The 13983-nt window shown below is 70.4% G+C and carries 16 protein-coding genes; 9 read left to right on the forward strand and 7 right to left on the reverse strand.

All coding sequences use genetic code 11. The features are described from left to right. From P3L51_RS08480 to P3L51_RS08495, 4 genes are all read left to right on the forward strand, one after another. Nucleotides 1-1247, forward strand: a 1247-nt coding sequence (locus tag P3L51_RS08480) for a wax ester/triacylglycerol synthase domain-containing protein (RefSeq protein WP_354604473.1), incomplete at its 5' end; no start/stop codon positions are given. 376 nt (nucleotides 1248-1623) lie between these two features. Next, nucleotides 1624-2238, forward strand: a complete 615-nt coding sequence (locus P3L51_RS08485; protein WP_354604474.1) for an ABC transporter ATP-binding protein — start codon at nucleotides 1624-1626, stop codon at nucleotides 2236-2238. Further along, complete coding sequence (locus P3L51_RS08490; protein ID WP_354604475.1) at nucleotides 2235-3098, forward strand: ABC transporter permease; 864 nt, start codon at nucleotides 2235-2237, stop codon at nucleotides 3096-3098. The genes P3L51_RS08485 and P3L51_RS08490 overlap by 4 nt, the downstream gene beginning before the upstream one ends. Before the next feature lie 120 nt (nucleotides 3099-3218). Further along, complete coding sequence (locus tag P3L51_RS08495) at nucleotides 3219-3737, forward strand: hypothetical protein (RefSeq protein ID WP_354604476.1); 519 nt, start codon at nucleotides 3219-3221, stop codon at nucleotides 3735-3737. Here the strand turns inward: P3L51_RS08495 and P3L51_RS08500 are convergent. Next, a complete protein-coding gene (locus P3L51_RS08500; protein WP_354604477.1) occupies nucleotides 3710-3883 on the reverse strand; it encodes a hypothetical protein in 174 nt (57 codons plus the stop codon). The two genes, P3L51_RS08495 and P3L51_RS08500, sit on opposite strands and share 28 nt — an antisense overlap. Before the next feature lie 321 nt (nucleotides 3884-4204). On the opposite strand from P3L51_RS08500, the gene P3L51_RS08505 reads away from it, so the two are divergent. Beyond that, nucleotides 4205-5224, forward strand: coding sequence for a DUF4331 family protein (locus P3L51_RS08505; protein WP_354604478.1), 1020 nt, complete (start codon nucleotides 4205-4207; stop codon nucleotides 5222-5224). A gap of 323 nt (nucleotides 5225-5547) precedes the next feature. On the opposite strand, the gene P3L51_RS08510 is transcribed toward P3L51_RS08505, so the two are convergent. Further along, nucleotides 5548-6006, reverse strand: coding sequence for a hypothetical protein (locus P3L51_RS08510; RefSeq protein ID WP_354604479.1), 459 nt, complete (start codon nucleotides 6004-6006; stop codon nucleotides 5548-5550). Nucleotides 6007-6077: 71 nt separating this feature from the next. Here P3L51_RS08510 and P3L51_RS08515 point away from each other — a divergent pair, with 71 nt between their 5' ends. Next, nucleotides 6078-6566 carry a GNAT family N-acetyltransferase gene (locus tag P3L51_RS08515; protein WP_354604480.1) on the forward strand — a complete coding sequence of 163 codons (489 nt, stop codon included), beginning with the start codon at nucleotides 6078-6080 and terminating at the stop codon, nucleotides 6564-6566. Between the two features lie 17 nt (nucleotides 6567-6583). Here the strand turns inward: P3L51_RS08515 and P3L51_RS08520 are convergent, their stop codons facing one another. Then, complete coding sequence (locus P3L51_RS08520; protein WP_354604481.1) at nucleotides 6584-6724, reverse strand: hypothetical protein; 141 nt, start codon at nucleotides 6722-6724, stop codon at nucleotides 6584-6586. 217 nt (nucleotides 6725-6941) lie between these two features. On the opposite strand from P3L51_RS08520, the gene P3L51_RS08525 reads away from it, so the two are divergent. Beyond that, nucleotides 6942-7691 (forward strand): immunity protein CdiI family protein, encoded by a 750-nt coding sequence (locus P3L51_RS08525; RefSeq protein WP_354604482.1) that lies wholly within the window; start codon nucleotides 6942-6944, stop codon nucleotides 7689-7691. Nucleotides 7692-8012: 321 nt separating this feature from the next. Continuing rightward, on the forward strand, nucleotides 8013-8663 hold the full coding sequence (locus P3L51_RS08530) for a nuclease-related domain-containing protein (protein ID WP_354604483.1): 651 nt from the start codon (nucleotides 8013-8015) through the stop codon (nucleotides 8661-8663). A 57-nt stretch (nucleotides 8664-8720) separates the two neighbouring features. Here P3L51_RS08530 and P3L51_RS08535 read toward each other — a convergent pair whose 3' ends face one another. After that, a complete protein-coding gene (locus tag P3L51_RS08535; RefSeq protein WP_354604484.1) occupies nucleotides 8721-9425 on the reverse strand; it encodes a hypothetical protein in 705 nt (234 codons plus the stop codon). A 268-nt stretch (nucleotides 9426-9693) separates the two neighbouring features. Next, entirely contained in the window at nucleotides 9694-10917 is a 1224-nt protein-coding gene (locus P3L51_RS08540; protein WP_354604485.1) for a saccharopine dehydrogenase family protein, read from the reverse strand. Nucleotides 10918-11100: 183 nt separating this feature from the next. On the opposite strand from P3L51_RS08540, the gene P3L51_RS08545 reads away from it, so the two are divergent. Further along, nucleotides 11101-11844 (forward strand): TetR/AcrR family transcriptional regulator, encoded by a 744-nt coding sequence (locus P3L51_RS08545; protein ID WP_354604486.1) that lies wholly within the window; start codon nucleotides 11101-11103, stop codon nucleotides 11842-11844. Between the two features lie 92 nt (nucleotides 11845-11936). Here the strand turns inward: P3L51_RS08545 and P3L51_RS08550 are convergent, their stop codons facing one another. Together P3L51_RS08550 and P3L51_RS08555 are read right to left on the reverse strand one after the other, a co-directional pair. Then, complete coding sequence (locus P3L51_RS08550; protein WP_354604487.1) at nucleotides 11937-12386, reverse strand: hypothetical protein; 450 nt, start codon at nucleotides 12384-12386, stop codon at nucleotides 11937-11939. A 159-nt stretch (nucleotides 12387-12545) separates the two neighbouring features. Next, nucleotides 12546-13907, reverse strand: a complete 1362-nt coding sequence (locus P3L51_RS08555; protein ID WP_354604488.1) for a glycoside hydrolase family 18 protein — start codon at nucleotides 13905-13907, stop codon at nucleotides 12546-12548. Nucleotides 13908-13983 lie beyond the last annotated feature (76 nt).

The following is a 13983-nucleotide window of genomic DNA, read 5'->3' on the forward strand; positions in this document are numbered from 1 at the left end:
GCGCGTTCTTCGCCATGGAACGCCGCCACCCCGACGTCCGCTGGGACGCGGGCGGTGTCGCGTATCTGAGTGGTCCGCCCCCGAGCCTGGCGGACTTCCGCGCGTACGTCGGCTTCCGCCTGCGCCGGCTGCCCATGCTCACAAGCCTGGTCGAGGGGGGCTCAGGGCGCCCCCGCTGGCGGCCGGACGCCGGCTTCACCGTCGACCGGCACGTCCACGAGGCGGTCGCGAACGGCCCCACGGGATGGGACGCCGCCCTGCGCACCGCGCTCGACACGCCGTTCACGCCCGGCACCTACTGGGGGGTCTGGCTGGTCCACGGCCATGTGCCCGACGAGTACGCCGTGTGCTACCGCTTCCACCATGCCTGCCAGGACGGTTCGGCCGCCGCGATGACTTTCCGGACCATGCTGGGCGAGGGGGAGCCCTCGGCACGCCCCGTGCCGAGGAAGGGCCGTCTGGTCGGTCTGCCACGGCGGGTGGGCACGGCGGTCGGGCTGACCACGATGTTCCTGGCCGGGTCCCTCGCCGTTCGGGCCCGCCGCCCGGCCGTCCCTCAAGTCCCCACGGGAGAACGGCGGCTGTGGCGGGGCCGCGTACCGGCGGACACTCTCCGCCGGATCGCCGCGGCACATGGCGGATCGGCCCACGACGTCCATCTGGCCGCGCTCGCGGGGGCGTTGTCGGCCTGGTCGGCCCGGTCCGGCGTCCCGCTCCCCCGGGTACGGGCGCTGCTGCCCGTCGACGCACGCCGCCCGGGAGATGAACAGACCTGGGGCAACCGCTGCTTCGCCCTGCCGCTGGAACTGCCCGTACGGACCGCCCCGGAACGCGGGACCGGATCCCGGGACGGTGAATCCCTGCGGCGACTGGAGCAGGTCATGGCCAGGACCCGGAGACTGCGGAGCGAGACCTGGCGGCAGGCCATTCAGGACCTGGTCCACCACATGCCGGACCGCCCGACCGAGTGGTACCTGCGAAGGATGCTCTCCCCGCGCGTCACCGACGTCATGGCCACGTCCATGCCGGTCGCCGACAAGGGAAGTCTGGGGGACGGCCGCGTGACAGGCGTCGCGCTGCTTCCCCTGCTCGTGCCCGGCCACCTCTTCGGGGTGGGTCTCTCGTTCTTCGCCAACTTGGCCGAGTCGTCCTTCGTGGCCGACCGCGCCCTTCCGCTCGGGGAGCTGCTTCCGGAACTGTGGGAGCAGGCCGTGGGCGAACTGGCGGAAGCGTCTGCGCCGCTGTGACGCGGAGGCGCCGGGGCCGGCCACGGCGGGCAGGGCATGGCCGGGCCGGCCCCGCGTGCGCGGCGCCTGCCTGCGCGGCGCCTGTCTGCTCGGCGTTCCCGGCGGAGGCAACCTCGGTAGGAGCGGACGTCAACTCTCGATCCCGTGGCGGTAGATGGACACGTACGTTCTGCGATTGCGGCGCCACTCGCGCGTGATCGCCCGCGACATGTCCGTCGGCGACGGCAGGGCGGCCGCGCACTCGATCAGCTTTCCTGGCGCCGTTTCCCTTGTGCCGCCTGCTCGTTGGGCACCGGCGGACCGGTTCCGCCGCCCATCGGAAGACGCGTACCGCTTCCGTGGCCATCGGGAAGACCTGGCACGACGGAGCAGCGCGATGGACGTCACAGATGTGCACCACTCCTACCGGCAGCACGCCGTTCTACGGGGCGTCGACCTCCCGCTGCGGCCCGGGGTCCTCGCCGGGATCGTCGGGGAGAACGGCGCGGGCAAGACGACTCTGCTGAGGATCCTCGCCGGTGAACTCCGCCCGGACCGGGGCTCGGTGCACCACAGCGGCAGGTTCGGCTACTGCCCGCAGTCCGTGGTCCTCGACGACTCCTTCACCGTCCGCCAGCACCTGGACTTCTTCCGGCACGCCTTCGGTCTCGCGGACCTGCGGCGAGCCGAGGAAGTGATGGAGACCCTGGCCTTCACCGAGTACGCCGACCAGCGCGCGGGTCTGCTCAGCGGCGGCTCACGGCAGAAGCTGAACCTCACCCTCGCGCTCATGCACGACCCGGACGTGCTGCTGCTCGACGAGCCCTACCAGGGCTTCGACTGGGAGACGTACCTGCGCTTCTGGGAGCTGGCGACGACGCTGCGCGACGCCGGACGCTCGGTGCTGGTCGTCTCGCACCTGGCGTACGACGTCGAGCGGCTGGACCAGTTGTGGCGCCTGGAGGACGGGCGCCTCCTGCGCCAGGACCGTTGCGCGGAGGCGGCGGCATGAGGCGGCACTGGTCCCTGTTCACCACGGCCTCCCGGTACGCGCTGATCGGGCACGCCCGCAACCGCTTCGCGATGCTGCTGGTGGTGGTGTACATCCCCGTGTGGATCGCCCTGGCCTACGCGACCATTCCCGACCGGCCCGCGCCGTTCCGGCTGCGGGCCACGGGCGAGATCCTGACCCCGCCCGGAAATCACCTCACCCAGATCACCGGCGCGCTGAACGCGGTCACCCTGATCGCCGGGTTCATGATGTTCGCCGCCACCTTCACGGGTGGTGCCTTCGACCGGCGCCTGGCCATGGCGGGATACCCGCGTCACCACCTGGTCCTCGCCAAGCTCTCCGCGCTCACCCTGGTCTGCGCGGCCGTCGCCGTGTACGCCACGGCCGCCGCCGGCTTCGCCTGGTCCCCCCGGCAGCCCCTCATGCTCGCCGCCGCGCTGTTCTGCGCCGCGCTGACGTACGGCGCGCTCGGAGTGATCTTCGGCTCCGTGCTCCGCCGCGAGGTGGAGGGCATGTTCGCCATCCTCATGATCAGCATCATCGACGTCGCCCTGCAGAATCCCCTGTCGAGCTCCGGGTCGGACAGCGCCGTCGTACGCCTGCTGCCGTCGTACGGAGCCGTGCAGGCCAGCATGGCCGCCGCCTTCTCCACCGCGCCCGTGGCCCAGGGCCTCGCGATCCAGTCACTCTGGCTGCTGGGGGCGGCGCTGGCCGGGTTCATGGTCTTCCGCCGGCGTACCCGCGACGCACTCCCACCGGAACGGAAGCACCGCGCCCCGGACCACTCCGGGCCCGGCGCGAACGCGCCCGCGCACACGCCGGACCCCGGCGCAGTCGCACAGCGCGCACGACCCACCTGACCGTCCGGCCACCCCCGCCGGCCCGACGGCCGCCGTGACCTGCGGGAGACGGAGGTCGTTCTGCAACCGGGTGACGATTCGTCGCCAGAGCGCCACATCCCGCACGCAAGGAGCACCCCCATGACCCTTTCGCGTACCGCCCGGAGCGCGGTCCTCACCGCGGCTCTCCTCTCCTCCGGCCTGGCCTTCCCCGCCTCCGCGCAGGCGGCTCCGCTGCCGCCCGCGTGTCAGGAGGCGCTGCTCAAAACCCTCGACAAGTTCCCCGTCGCGGACTTCACGGTCCCGGACAAGGTCCAGAGCGCCTTCCTGAACGAGGCCGGAGCCCTGAGCGAGGCCGACCAGGAGGCCTTCACCGAGAACGCGTGCGCGTCCTGGAACACCTGGGCCACCAGGAACGGCCAAGCGGTGGCCACGGACCTGGACACCCGCTACCGGAACGCCGCCGGACCCGTGTGCAACAAGTTCAGCACCTCCGCCATCGGGACGATCAAGAAGTACGCCCCGAACATCCCCGCCCAGACGCGGGAGTTGGAGAAGGTGGCCAAGAAGGTCTGGCAGAACGCCATGCAGAAGCTCGCCGTGGAGGCCACCAACGCCGACTGCCGCAAGGCCTACAACGGGGTGAAGACCGGCTGGTAGCGAAGCCCGTCGGATGACGCCCCGGCCGCCGTCCGGCGTGCCTTCGGCCCGTCGCCCGACCCGACGGCCTCGGCCACATCGACGTCACCGGGGCGGCGGACCCGCTGGGTCGGGTCCGCCGCCCCGGAGGCGGCGACGTCCCTCACCCTCCGACGGCAGGACGCCCCTCGACGGCAGGACGCCCGTCGCCGGTGACTACGGACATCCGGTCCGCCTGCGAAACGCCTCCGCCCCCGCCCTGCCCGTACCGCTCGACGGCGTGTCGCCCGGTCGCCGCCCGGTTGTCGCCCCTTGCGGTGGCCCATTCGGGCGCCATTTCACGGCGGTGCTTTCGCCTTCGGCGGTCGGACTGCCGTGGCGGGCTAGCTTGGCCGCACCGCCCGGGTGCGGACGCACCTCACGAGCGGTGGAACGGCTGTTCGTGCGCTCTGGCGGTCTCCCGGCGAGCGAGCAGAGGAAAGCCTGACATGTCCAACCACTTCACCGGCCTCAGTCTCGGGGCGCCGCTCGGCGACCAGCGTCTCGATCTGTGCGACCTGTACGCCTTCGCGGCACCCGGCGATCCGAGCAGGACCGTTCTCATTCTCAACGCCAATCCCAACGCGGACGCCCTGCACCCCGACGCCGTGTACCGCCTGAACATCGACAACGACGGCGACTACCTGACCGACATCGCATTCAGCTGGGTCTTCGGCCGGCCGGCGGCCGACGGATCGCAGACCTACAGCGTCTTCATGGCCACCGGTACGGAGTCCCGCGAGCCCGAGGCCGTCGGCACCAGGATCGTGTCGGACGCCGCGGTGTCCTTCGGCACCGAGGCCAACGTGGTCGTCAGCGGCGACTACAAGGTGGCCGCCGGCAGCCGCAGTGACGCCTTCTTCTTCGACTTCGACGGCGTCCAGAAACTCTTCGACACCAGCGGTAAGCGGAACTTCACCGAACCGCATGTGAGCGGGGAGTCCCCGTGGACCGGCGTCGACTCCAACAGCACGGCCAACGTCTTCTCCATGGCCGTCGAGCTGCCGACCGCGGCGCTGGCGCCGCGGTCCGAGCTGCACGTCTGGGGCCGGTGCAGCGTCCTGCGCGACGGTGAACTCGTACACGCGGACCGGGCCGGGCACCCGTCGGTGAGCAGCTTCTTCAACACCGACGACACCAAGGAGGAGTACAACGCCGGCGAGCCCGTCAACGACCGGGCGCGGTGGACGGACCAGTTCGTCCACTTGCTGGGCCACACCGGCGACTACACACGGGAGGAGGCGATCGCGGCGCTCGACGAGCACGGCATCCTGCCGGACGTGCTGCACTTCGACCCGTCCAAGCCCGCGGCGTATCCCAACGGCCGTACGTTCACGGAAGATGTCATCGACATCCGCGTCGCGTTCCTCACCAAGAACGAGGCGCCGCCCTCCGGCCTGACGCCACACACCGACACCCTGGACCGGTTCCCGTACCTCGGCGACCCGCACCCGGCAGCCACTTCCTGACGGAGCCCGGCGGGAACAGCCCGGGGCGCCGGTTGACCACGGGCACGGAAGGCCGCCCGCTCACGCCTTGATCGGGACTTCGCCCGGCGCCCGGAGGCGCTGGGCGGATTCCGGGTCGATGGAGTGGGACGTGACAGCGGAGTTGGGGCGCCGCGGGTCCCTGTTGCGCTACCCGCGGATGCCGTCGGCGGCCCGACGGCGGTCCAGCTCGTGGGCGAAAGTGTGTTCGTAGCCGGTCGTGAAGTGCGTGGCGTCCCGGTGGATGTCGGACAGGCGCCGTGCGCGGCGCGCAGGGCGGGCCGCGATCGTCTGCGGTCCGGTGGTCAGCCGAAGATGAGCTCAACGTCCTTGTCCAAGCAGAGGTTCATGACAGCGACCAGCTGGCGGGTGTCTTCGAGGCGCCGTCGGAGAACGGGGTCGCTGTCATCGTGTTGCCGCTGGCCGATGATTGCCTCCAGCCGGGGCAGCATGGCCGCGCATTGAGCGGGCGTAAGGTCCGGGCCGTCGTCATCCGGATGGTCGAGAAGTGGTGCCAGCGTTGTGGAGACGCCGATCCACGGGCGGTCTCCGCCGAAGCCGCACATCTCGGAGAGCCTGAACCCCTCGGCATGGGCCAGCCACTTCCTGAACATGCTGAAGCCTGTGTAGGACCACGAGATGTCGGGGCTGGTCACATCGCCGTCTCCGGGGAAGAGCATGATCCCCATCCTGTTCTCCTCGTTCGTCCGGTGCCCAGGATCGGGCGTGGGGCGCAGGTCGGCAACTGAGATGATCTGCCGCACGGCCGGTGACCCTGGTGCGGTGACCGGCATTGTCCATCGCGTCACTGAAGTACGAGCAGTAGTCTCATCGGATGATCGACCACGGATCTTTCGACCGGACCGGACGGCGCGTCACCCTACGGGAGGTGGGCGACGAGAACTGGCGGGCAGTCGCTGACATCGTGCCTCTCGACGAGCAGCGAAGCCATGTCCCGGCCATGGCAGCCCGCTACCTCTTGCTGTCGACGCTTGAGGACAGTTGGAACTCGCTGGCGGTCTACGCCGACGACGTGGTCGTCGGACACGTCATGTGGGGTCTGGACGAGGACGGCTCGCACTGGATCGGGGGAATGCTGATCGATGGTGCCGAGCAGGGCAAGGGCATCGGCCGGGCCCTTCTGCTGACCATGACGGGCTGGTTGGCGGCGCAGGAGGGTTGCTGGACGATCCGGCTGTCGTATCAGCCGGACAACGCCGTTGCCGGACGGCTCTACAAATCGCTGGGTTTCCTGCCGACGGGAGCAGTTGATGGCGACGAGGTCATCGCCGAGTTGGCGCCGAGCCGGGTCGCCAGTCGCTGAGAGATGACGGGGACGACTCACGGGACCCGGCCGGGGCGGCCCTGCCTGGCCCGGCAGGACCCGCCGGTGGGGCGGATGCCCAGCGGGCCGAACTCGTCGAAGGCGAAGGCGAAGGCGAACACGAACACGAAGACGCGTTCGGGAAAGTACTCCAGCACGTGCTCGATGCGGTCGAGTTGAACCGGTGGATCAGGTCACGAACCGTCTCCTCGTTGACCTTCACCAGCTGCGCGATGACCGGCACGCGGTTCCCCCGGCCGAGGCCGGCAGCGTCATCGCCTGTCGATAGCGCACCGAGTTGGTGCTGCCCAGGCGCACGATCCGCTGCCGCTGCCCCTCCTGAGACGACGGATTAGTGATCGGAGCAAATCCCGTATGACCTTCGATGAGCTGCGCCACGTGCTCGTGCGGGCCCGAGACGAGCAGTCCCCGCTGTACGAGTCGGAGGATCCCGGGGCCTTCGAGGACCTCGGCGCCTTCACCCGTGGCATCGCCCTGGACGATTCCCGGCTGGACCTCCCGGCAGATCTGACGGACGCGCTGCGCTCCTGGTCGCTGACCCACCCGGCAGGGGGTTTCGCCTCGCGCCCGGACCTGCGTAAGTACGTAAAACGGGGTCTGGCGGCCGCTCAGCGACTGGCCAGGCATCTGGGGCCGTCATGGACGGTGCGCTACTGGGACGAGGGTCACGGGTCGGTGAAGTGGCTGTGCTGGGGCTGCGATCGCCTCCACTGGGAGCGCGATCCCCACGGTGCGGCCCCGCACCCGCTCGACATCACGGTCGAGGGCGAGTACAGGTTCGGTCCGCTGCGCTCCGAAGGATTCGGGGACTTCTTCCCGGATGATCCCGCCGCCGCCCTGCCGCTCTCCGACGACCTCGTCGCCGCTCTGTACACGTGGGCGGGGAGTATCGACACCACGCTGAACCTGTACGTGCGAGACCGGGAGGAGGGCAAGTACGACGCCGAGTGGCAGCGGCTGTTCTCCGAGGGAACCGACCTGGCCCGCCGGACCGCACACGAACTCGGCCCCACCCGGACGGTGACCTACAAGGGACTGGCGAACGGTGGCCTGGACGCGCTGACGTCGATCACCTGGCAAGGGGACCGAGTTGTAGACGGCTGAACGTGGCTGGTTCGGCGTGTGGTCCTCGGTCACGGCGTCCGTTCGAGCTCGTGCTCGCCCGCTCGCCCGCTCGACCACGAGGCCATGGATCGCCCGCCGGCCTCGGCCCGCCGCCCGGCGCGACTCGTCGCCCCGTACCCAACTCCCCGTAAGTGGACGGGCTTTGGCCTCATGGTCAGGGCGGTGATCGCGTGACACCGTGGGGTGCCACCGCGAGAGGACGGCGCTGCGCCGCAATCCGTACGCGGGGCACCTGACCACCTGTCTCGCCCACGACGGTCGTCGCGGCGAGGTTCGTCACTACGGCGGGGAGACCACTCGATGAGTGCGGGGAACTCGGCTTCGGCGCGTGCCGCGGCATTGCGAGCGGCGGCACGGAAGGGCTGGTGGCGGCGCGTCCTGGCCTGGATGGGCGTCGGACGGCGCGCGACGCGCCGCGCGGACGCGAGAGCGGCGTTGTGGTCGCACGGCGCCGCGGGGGAGGAGCGGACCGCCCGATTACTCGCCGAGGTTCAGGCGCGGGGGTGGGTGGTGTGGCACGACCTGATGCTGTACGGGCGCCGGTTCAACCTGGACCACGTCCTGATAAGCCCGTGCGGTACGGCGGTGGTGGTGCTGGACACGAAGGCGTGGCGCCGCACTTGGACCACGGGGCTTGTGTCCGGGCGGGTGCACTGCGGGCCGGACGACCGTCACAACCAGATCGAGAAGGTCGCCTCGTACGCGCGGGCGGTCGCAACCGTCGCCGGTTTGCATCCGGCGGCGGTACGGCCCCTGATAGTCGTTCATGGTTCCCCGGTCGCCGGCGGGTTCCTTGAGGCGATGACACCTCACGGCCCGGTGCGTGTCCTGAGCCCGGAGTCCCTTGTGCCGACACTGTTCAACGGTTCCGGCGTGCCGGATGTATGGCGTGCGCGGGCGTTGGCCGAGCAGGTGGGCCATGTGTTGTCCCCGTACGTGGACCGGGGGTAGCGGTACGGGACGCCGGCGCGGTTCACGTGGAGGACCGCACGCCCGGCCCGGGTGCGCTCACACCGGCCGGGGCCCCACCCGCGCCGCCTTCAGACAGTTCACGATCCGCTCATGGCTGTCGCCCACGGCGTCCGTGACCCGTACCCGCAGATACAGCGCGTCGACCTGGTCGACCACGCGCTTCGAGAAGGCGCCCACCAGAACGGTCTCGTAGTTCCCGCTGCCGACCAGCGGGAATCCCGGGCCGAATGAGACGAGCAGGTAGTCGTCCCCGGCGGTGAGCCCCGCCGCGGTCAGTACGGCGCCGGCGCCCCGCGCGTCCACCCACGCCGCGTCGCCGTCCTCGGAAACCCCCGCCCGGACCACCCGGAAGCCATAGCTCTCGATCACCGCGGTGTGCTGGCCGCCGTTGAGGATGCCCACGCGCCATGCCGCGCCCTCCGACCGGAGGTCTCCCTTCTCCCAGGACGCCCGCCACCCCAGATACGGCCTGACGGTACGGGCGTACTGGGCCCGGGCGAAGACCGCGCCCGCGGCGACCGCCAGCAGACTGCCCAGCGGGTCCGGTTCGAGTAGCCGCAGCCGCCAGGGCCAGTCGGCCCGGGTCTCTGCCGGCATGTTGGACCGTACGACCTCCCACAGCAGGATCGCGAGGAGTATCCCGAGCAGCACGAGTGGCGCGACGAACAGCAACCGGCTGCGGCGGATGCGCCGTTGGGTATCGGACAGGGGTATCGGCGGGTCGGGTCGCGTCGGACTCACACTCTCCCTTTCGTCAAGAGGCGAGTACCCGGCCCGAGTTGGCCGCGCTCGCCCGCTGCTGATCGCGCATGACGAGTATGCCCGCGAGAGGGTCGTGCCGGTCAGTAGGCGTCCCAGGGGCGAGCCCGCGTTCGCCCCGACCACGACGTACGGAGTCGATTCGCGCACCCGTACCCGTACCCGTACCCGTACCCGCACCCGGGTCCGGGTCCGGGTTCGCACCAGCACCCGGATCCGGACCCGCACCGGGATCCACACTCACCCGCCGTCAGTTCTCCTCGCGCAGGCCCCAGGGAGAGCCGTACGCGGTGAGGAGGTCGAGGAACGGGCGGGGCGGCAGCGCCTCGGGGCCGAGGACCCCGCTGCCGGTCCATACGCCGCCCGCGATCAGTTCGAGGGCGATGACCGGATTGATGGCGGTCTGCCAGACCACGGCTTGGGAGCCGTACTCGCGCATCGACCACTGGTTGTCGACCACGTGGTAGAGGTACACCTCACGTACGGCGCCGTCCTTGACGCCCTTGACCCAGGTGCCCGCGCAGGTCTTGCCGGTCATGCGGTCGCCGAGGGTGGCCGGGTCGGGCAGACAGGCGGCGACCACATCACGGGGCGAGACCTGGACCGGGCCGCTCCGCCCCGGGACCGTGACCTCGGTGGTGGAGTCCAGGCCCAGCTCGTGGAGGACCTTGAGCTTGGCGATGAAGTCGTCGCCGAGGCCGTACTTGAACGTCACCCGCCGCGCGTCGACCCAGCGGGGGATCAGCAGCACCTCCTCGTGTTCCACGTTGACGCACTCGACCGGGCCGATCCCCTCGGGAAAGTCGAAGACCTCCGGCTCGCTGAACGGCGCGGTGGTGAACCAGCCGCGCTCCTTCTCGTAGACCACCGGCGGATTGAGGCATTCCTCGATGGTGGTCCAGATGCTGAAGGACGGGGCGAAGTCGTAGCCTTCCACGGTCAGGTCGGCGCCGTCCCGGATGCCGATCTCCTCGATCTCGTCGAAGAGTTCGTCGGCCGCGTACCGTGCGAAGACGTCCGACAGGCCCGGCTCCACGCCCATGCCGACCAGAGCCAGGCGGCCCGACCGCTCCCACTCGCCGGCCATCTCGAACTGCCCGTCGCCGAGCTTCACACCACAGTGCTCGTACGGGTGAGTGCTGTGCGGCGAGGACAGGGACATCGCCATGTCCAGGTAGTGCGTGCCCGCTGCCAGGGCGGCCTGGAACAGCGGCATGACGAACCGCGGGTCGGTTGCGTTGAGCAGGACGTCGCACCTGTCCTCGGCGAGTGCGCGGCGCACCGCTTCCTCGTCTGAGGCGTCCAGGCGCCGCGCGCTGAAGCGGCCCCCGTGCTCCCCCAGCGCGGCGACGGCCTTCTCGGCGCGGGAGAGGTCGTAGTCGGCCACGGTCATATGGGTCAGGAAGTCCCGGCGGGCCGCGATCCGGGTGACGGCGGTTCCGACGCCGCCGGCGCCCACGAGCAGTACACGCATGTCGCACACCTTTCGTTCCCGCAGGCGGGCGCCTGCCGGTCGCCCCGATGCAACGGGATGGCACCGGCTAGGGTCAACTGTGTTGGCATAAGACCGGCCGGTGGGCGGTGGGCGGTGGCCGGTGGGCGGCTGACGGGGGACAGGCCGACAGGGAACGCCGACGCGGAACGGAGGAGGAACGCGATGCCGAAACAGGTGGTGCCGGAGGGGGCGCGACGCAGGCGCCGTCCGACCCGGCAAGGCTCCGTACTCTCCGAGACGCTGATCGTGCGGACCGCGCTGCGGGTCCTGAGAGAGCACGGCGGCACCGGGCTGACCGCCCGCCGGCTGGGCGCCGCCCTCGGCGCCGACCCGAGCACCCTCTACCGGTACTTCGCGGGTATGGACGATCTGACCCGGGCGATCGGCGAGGAACTCATGGGACGGGCGCTGGACAACTGGACGGCCACGGGGCACTGGCAGGCCGACCTGCGCGCCCTCGGGCTCGCGATCCACTCCTCCTACCTCGCGCATCCGCAGGCCGCCGTACTGACCGCCAGCCGGGTCACCGGCCGGCCCCGGGAGATCGCGGTGGACGAAGCGATCCTCGGCGTCCTGCGCGACGCGGGCTTCCCCGACGCCGCCGCGGTCCGCGTCTACCACGCCTTCATCGACTCAAGTCTGGCCTTCGCCGCCCTGGACGCGGGATCGCTGGCCCTCACCGACGAGGCCCGCGAGACGGACGAGGAGATGTGGAGCTCCACCTACGCCCGGCTCCCCGCCGCCACTCATCCCCACATCGCCGCCACCGCACGACTGCTGGTCGGCCGCATGACACAGAGCGCCTACCCGGTCGTCCTGGACACCCTGCTGAACGACGCGGCAGCCCAACTCACGCCCGCCCGCCCCCGCCGGGCCGCCCAGTCCCGCGCCGGGCGCAGCACGTGAACGCGGCACACTGTTCCTCGGTCGGGGGCCCGCTGACAGCGCCCGCCCGAGCCGAGGGTGTTGCCACTGCCCGAAAAGGTTCCACCAGGCGGTCAGAAGCTCCAGCTGTAGAGGCCACCGCCCGTGTCCACCGCGGACGCCGCCAGCCGGGACACACCCTCCAGGACCGCCAGTAGATCATCGTCGGTCATATCGTCCCCGTCGGCAGCCCTGAGCCGCGTGGTCCAGCGACCTGCCAGCTCCGCCAGCTCGGTGGGGCTGGCGTCGGCCAACGCCCGCGTCAACCGGTGCGGTAGAGCGAACACCTCGACGCCATCGTTCAAGGGGGCGGTGACATACTCCGGCCACCGCTCATGGAGCCGCTCAAAATGCGGGATCTCGGCGGAGGGCTCCTCGAAGTACGTGTCCCACTCCGCGATGGCACTGTCCGGCTCAATGAAACGGCAGGTCACAGAGTCAAAGGCCTTGCCAGGTCCCCGCTGTCGCGTCCCGGCGGCGCTCTCGTCGTCGGGAGCGAGGAAGAACACGATGTCGCGCGCCATCGCACCATGATGGCAGGCCCGAACCGGCACCGTTCGTGGCAGGAAGATCGACTGCGCGGGATCCCCGGTTCCGGTGACCGGGGATCCCGCGCAGTCGCGGTCCGGCGGGCCGAGCCGACGACGGGTCTCGAACCGCCGGCTCGGCTCTGACCCGGATCGCTAGCGGCGACCGAGGGCGCGGTCCACGGCCTTGATCAGCTCGCCGTCGGGGGTGTCCCCGTCCAGCGACCAGAACATGGCGCCGCCGAGCCCCTTGGCGCGGACGTACGCCGACTTGGTGCGCAGCACCTGCGGGTCGTCGTACGTCCACATCGTCGTGCCGTCGAAGAGCCAGGCGTGGCCGTTCCTGACGTCGCGGTGCACGGTGTACGTCCCCGAGTCCGCGAGCTTCTTCAGCGCCTCGTAGTCTTCGTTGCCGTTCGCCCAGGCGCCCGGGGCGGGCCCGGTCGCGGGCCGGCCCATGCCGTCGCCGTCGCCCGAGACGCCGGTCCAGCCCTGGCCGTAGAAGGGCATGCCGACCACGAGCTTGCGCGCCGGCGCGCCGCGTCGCAGCCAGTCGTTGACCGTCTGGTCGACGCTGAAGTCGTCGGGCTTGGCGTAGAGCGCGGACTGCTGGGCGGTCGTGGGCTCCCAAGTGCCGTGGAAGTCGTAACCCTGGAGGTTCACGAAGTCGAAGTCCCGCATGATCTTGGAGACTTCGAATCCCGCGTCGATCTTGGCCGGGGCCGTGGGGACGAAAGCGGTCAGCTCGTAGTGCTTGCGCTTCTCGTGGCCCTTCCGGGACTTGGCGTACGCGTCGAGCTGCTTGCGGAACTCCCGTACGAGCGCGGTGAAGTTCTGCTTGTCCTCGGGGCGGAACACCGTGCCGACATCGCCGGCCGATCCGGGCCACTCCCAGTCGAGGTCGATTCCGTCGAAGAGGCCCGCGGCGGCTCCCGCGCCGCCGCGACCGCCGTCGGCGGGCAGATTGCCCTTGATGTAGAGGTCGACGCAGGAGGCGACCAACGCGCTGCGGGAGGCGGGAGTGCGGGCCGCGTCCGAGAAGTTCTTCGACCAGCTCCAACCACCCAACGAGATCAGGACCTTGAGACCGTCATGCTTCGCCTTCAGCTCGCGCAGCTGGTTGAAGTTGCCGGCGAGGCGCTGGCCGTCGGTGTCCGCCACGCCGTCGACGGAGCCGGCCGCGTCCAGCGGGCGTACGTAGTCGGCCCAGGCGTCGGACTCTCCCGGGGTGTTGCCGGTGAAGCACTTCCCCTCGGCGCTCACGTTCCCGAAGGCGTAGTTGATGTGGGTCAGCCTGGCCGCCGCCCCACTGGTGTCCATGTCCTTGACCTGGTAGTTCCGCCCGTAGACGCCCCACTGGGCGAAGTAGCCGACCCGCTTGTACGAGCCGTGCGAGGGTTGCGAGCCATGTTTGTCGCCGTGCGGGGCGGGGTTGGCGCCCGCGGAGGGGGCGAGGGTGGCCATGAGGCCGAGGGAGAGGGCGGCGATGGTCAGCCGGGAAAGGTTCTTTCGAGGCATGAGGCTCGTTTCCTGTGCGTGTGCCGGAAGGGAGCGGTAATTCAACGGTGCGCACAGGAAGGTATTGGTCTGGACC

The organism is Streptomyces panacea, assembly GCF_040560175.1.
GTDB classification, from domain to species: domain Bacteria; phylum Actinomycetota; class Actinomycetes; order Streptomycetales; family Streptomycetaceae; genus Streptomyces; species Streptomyces panacea.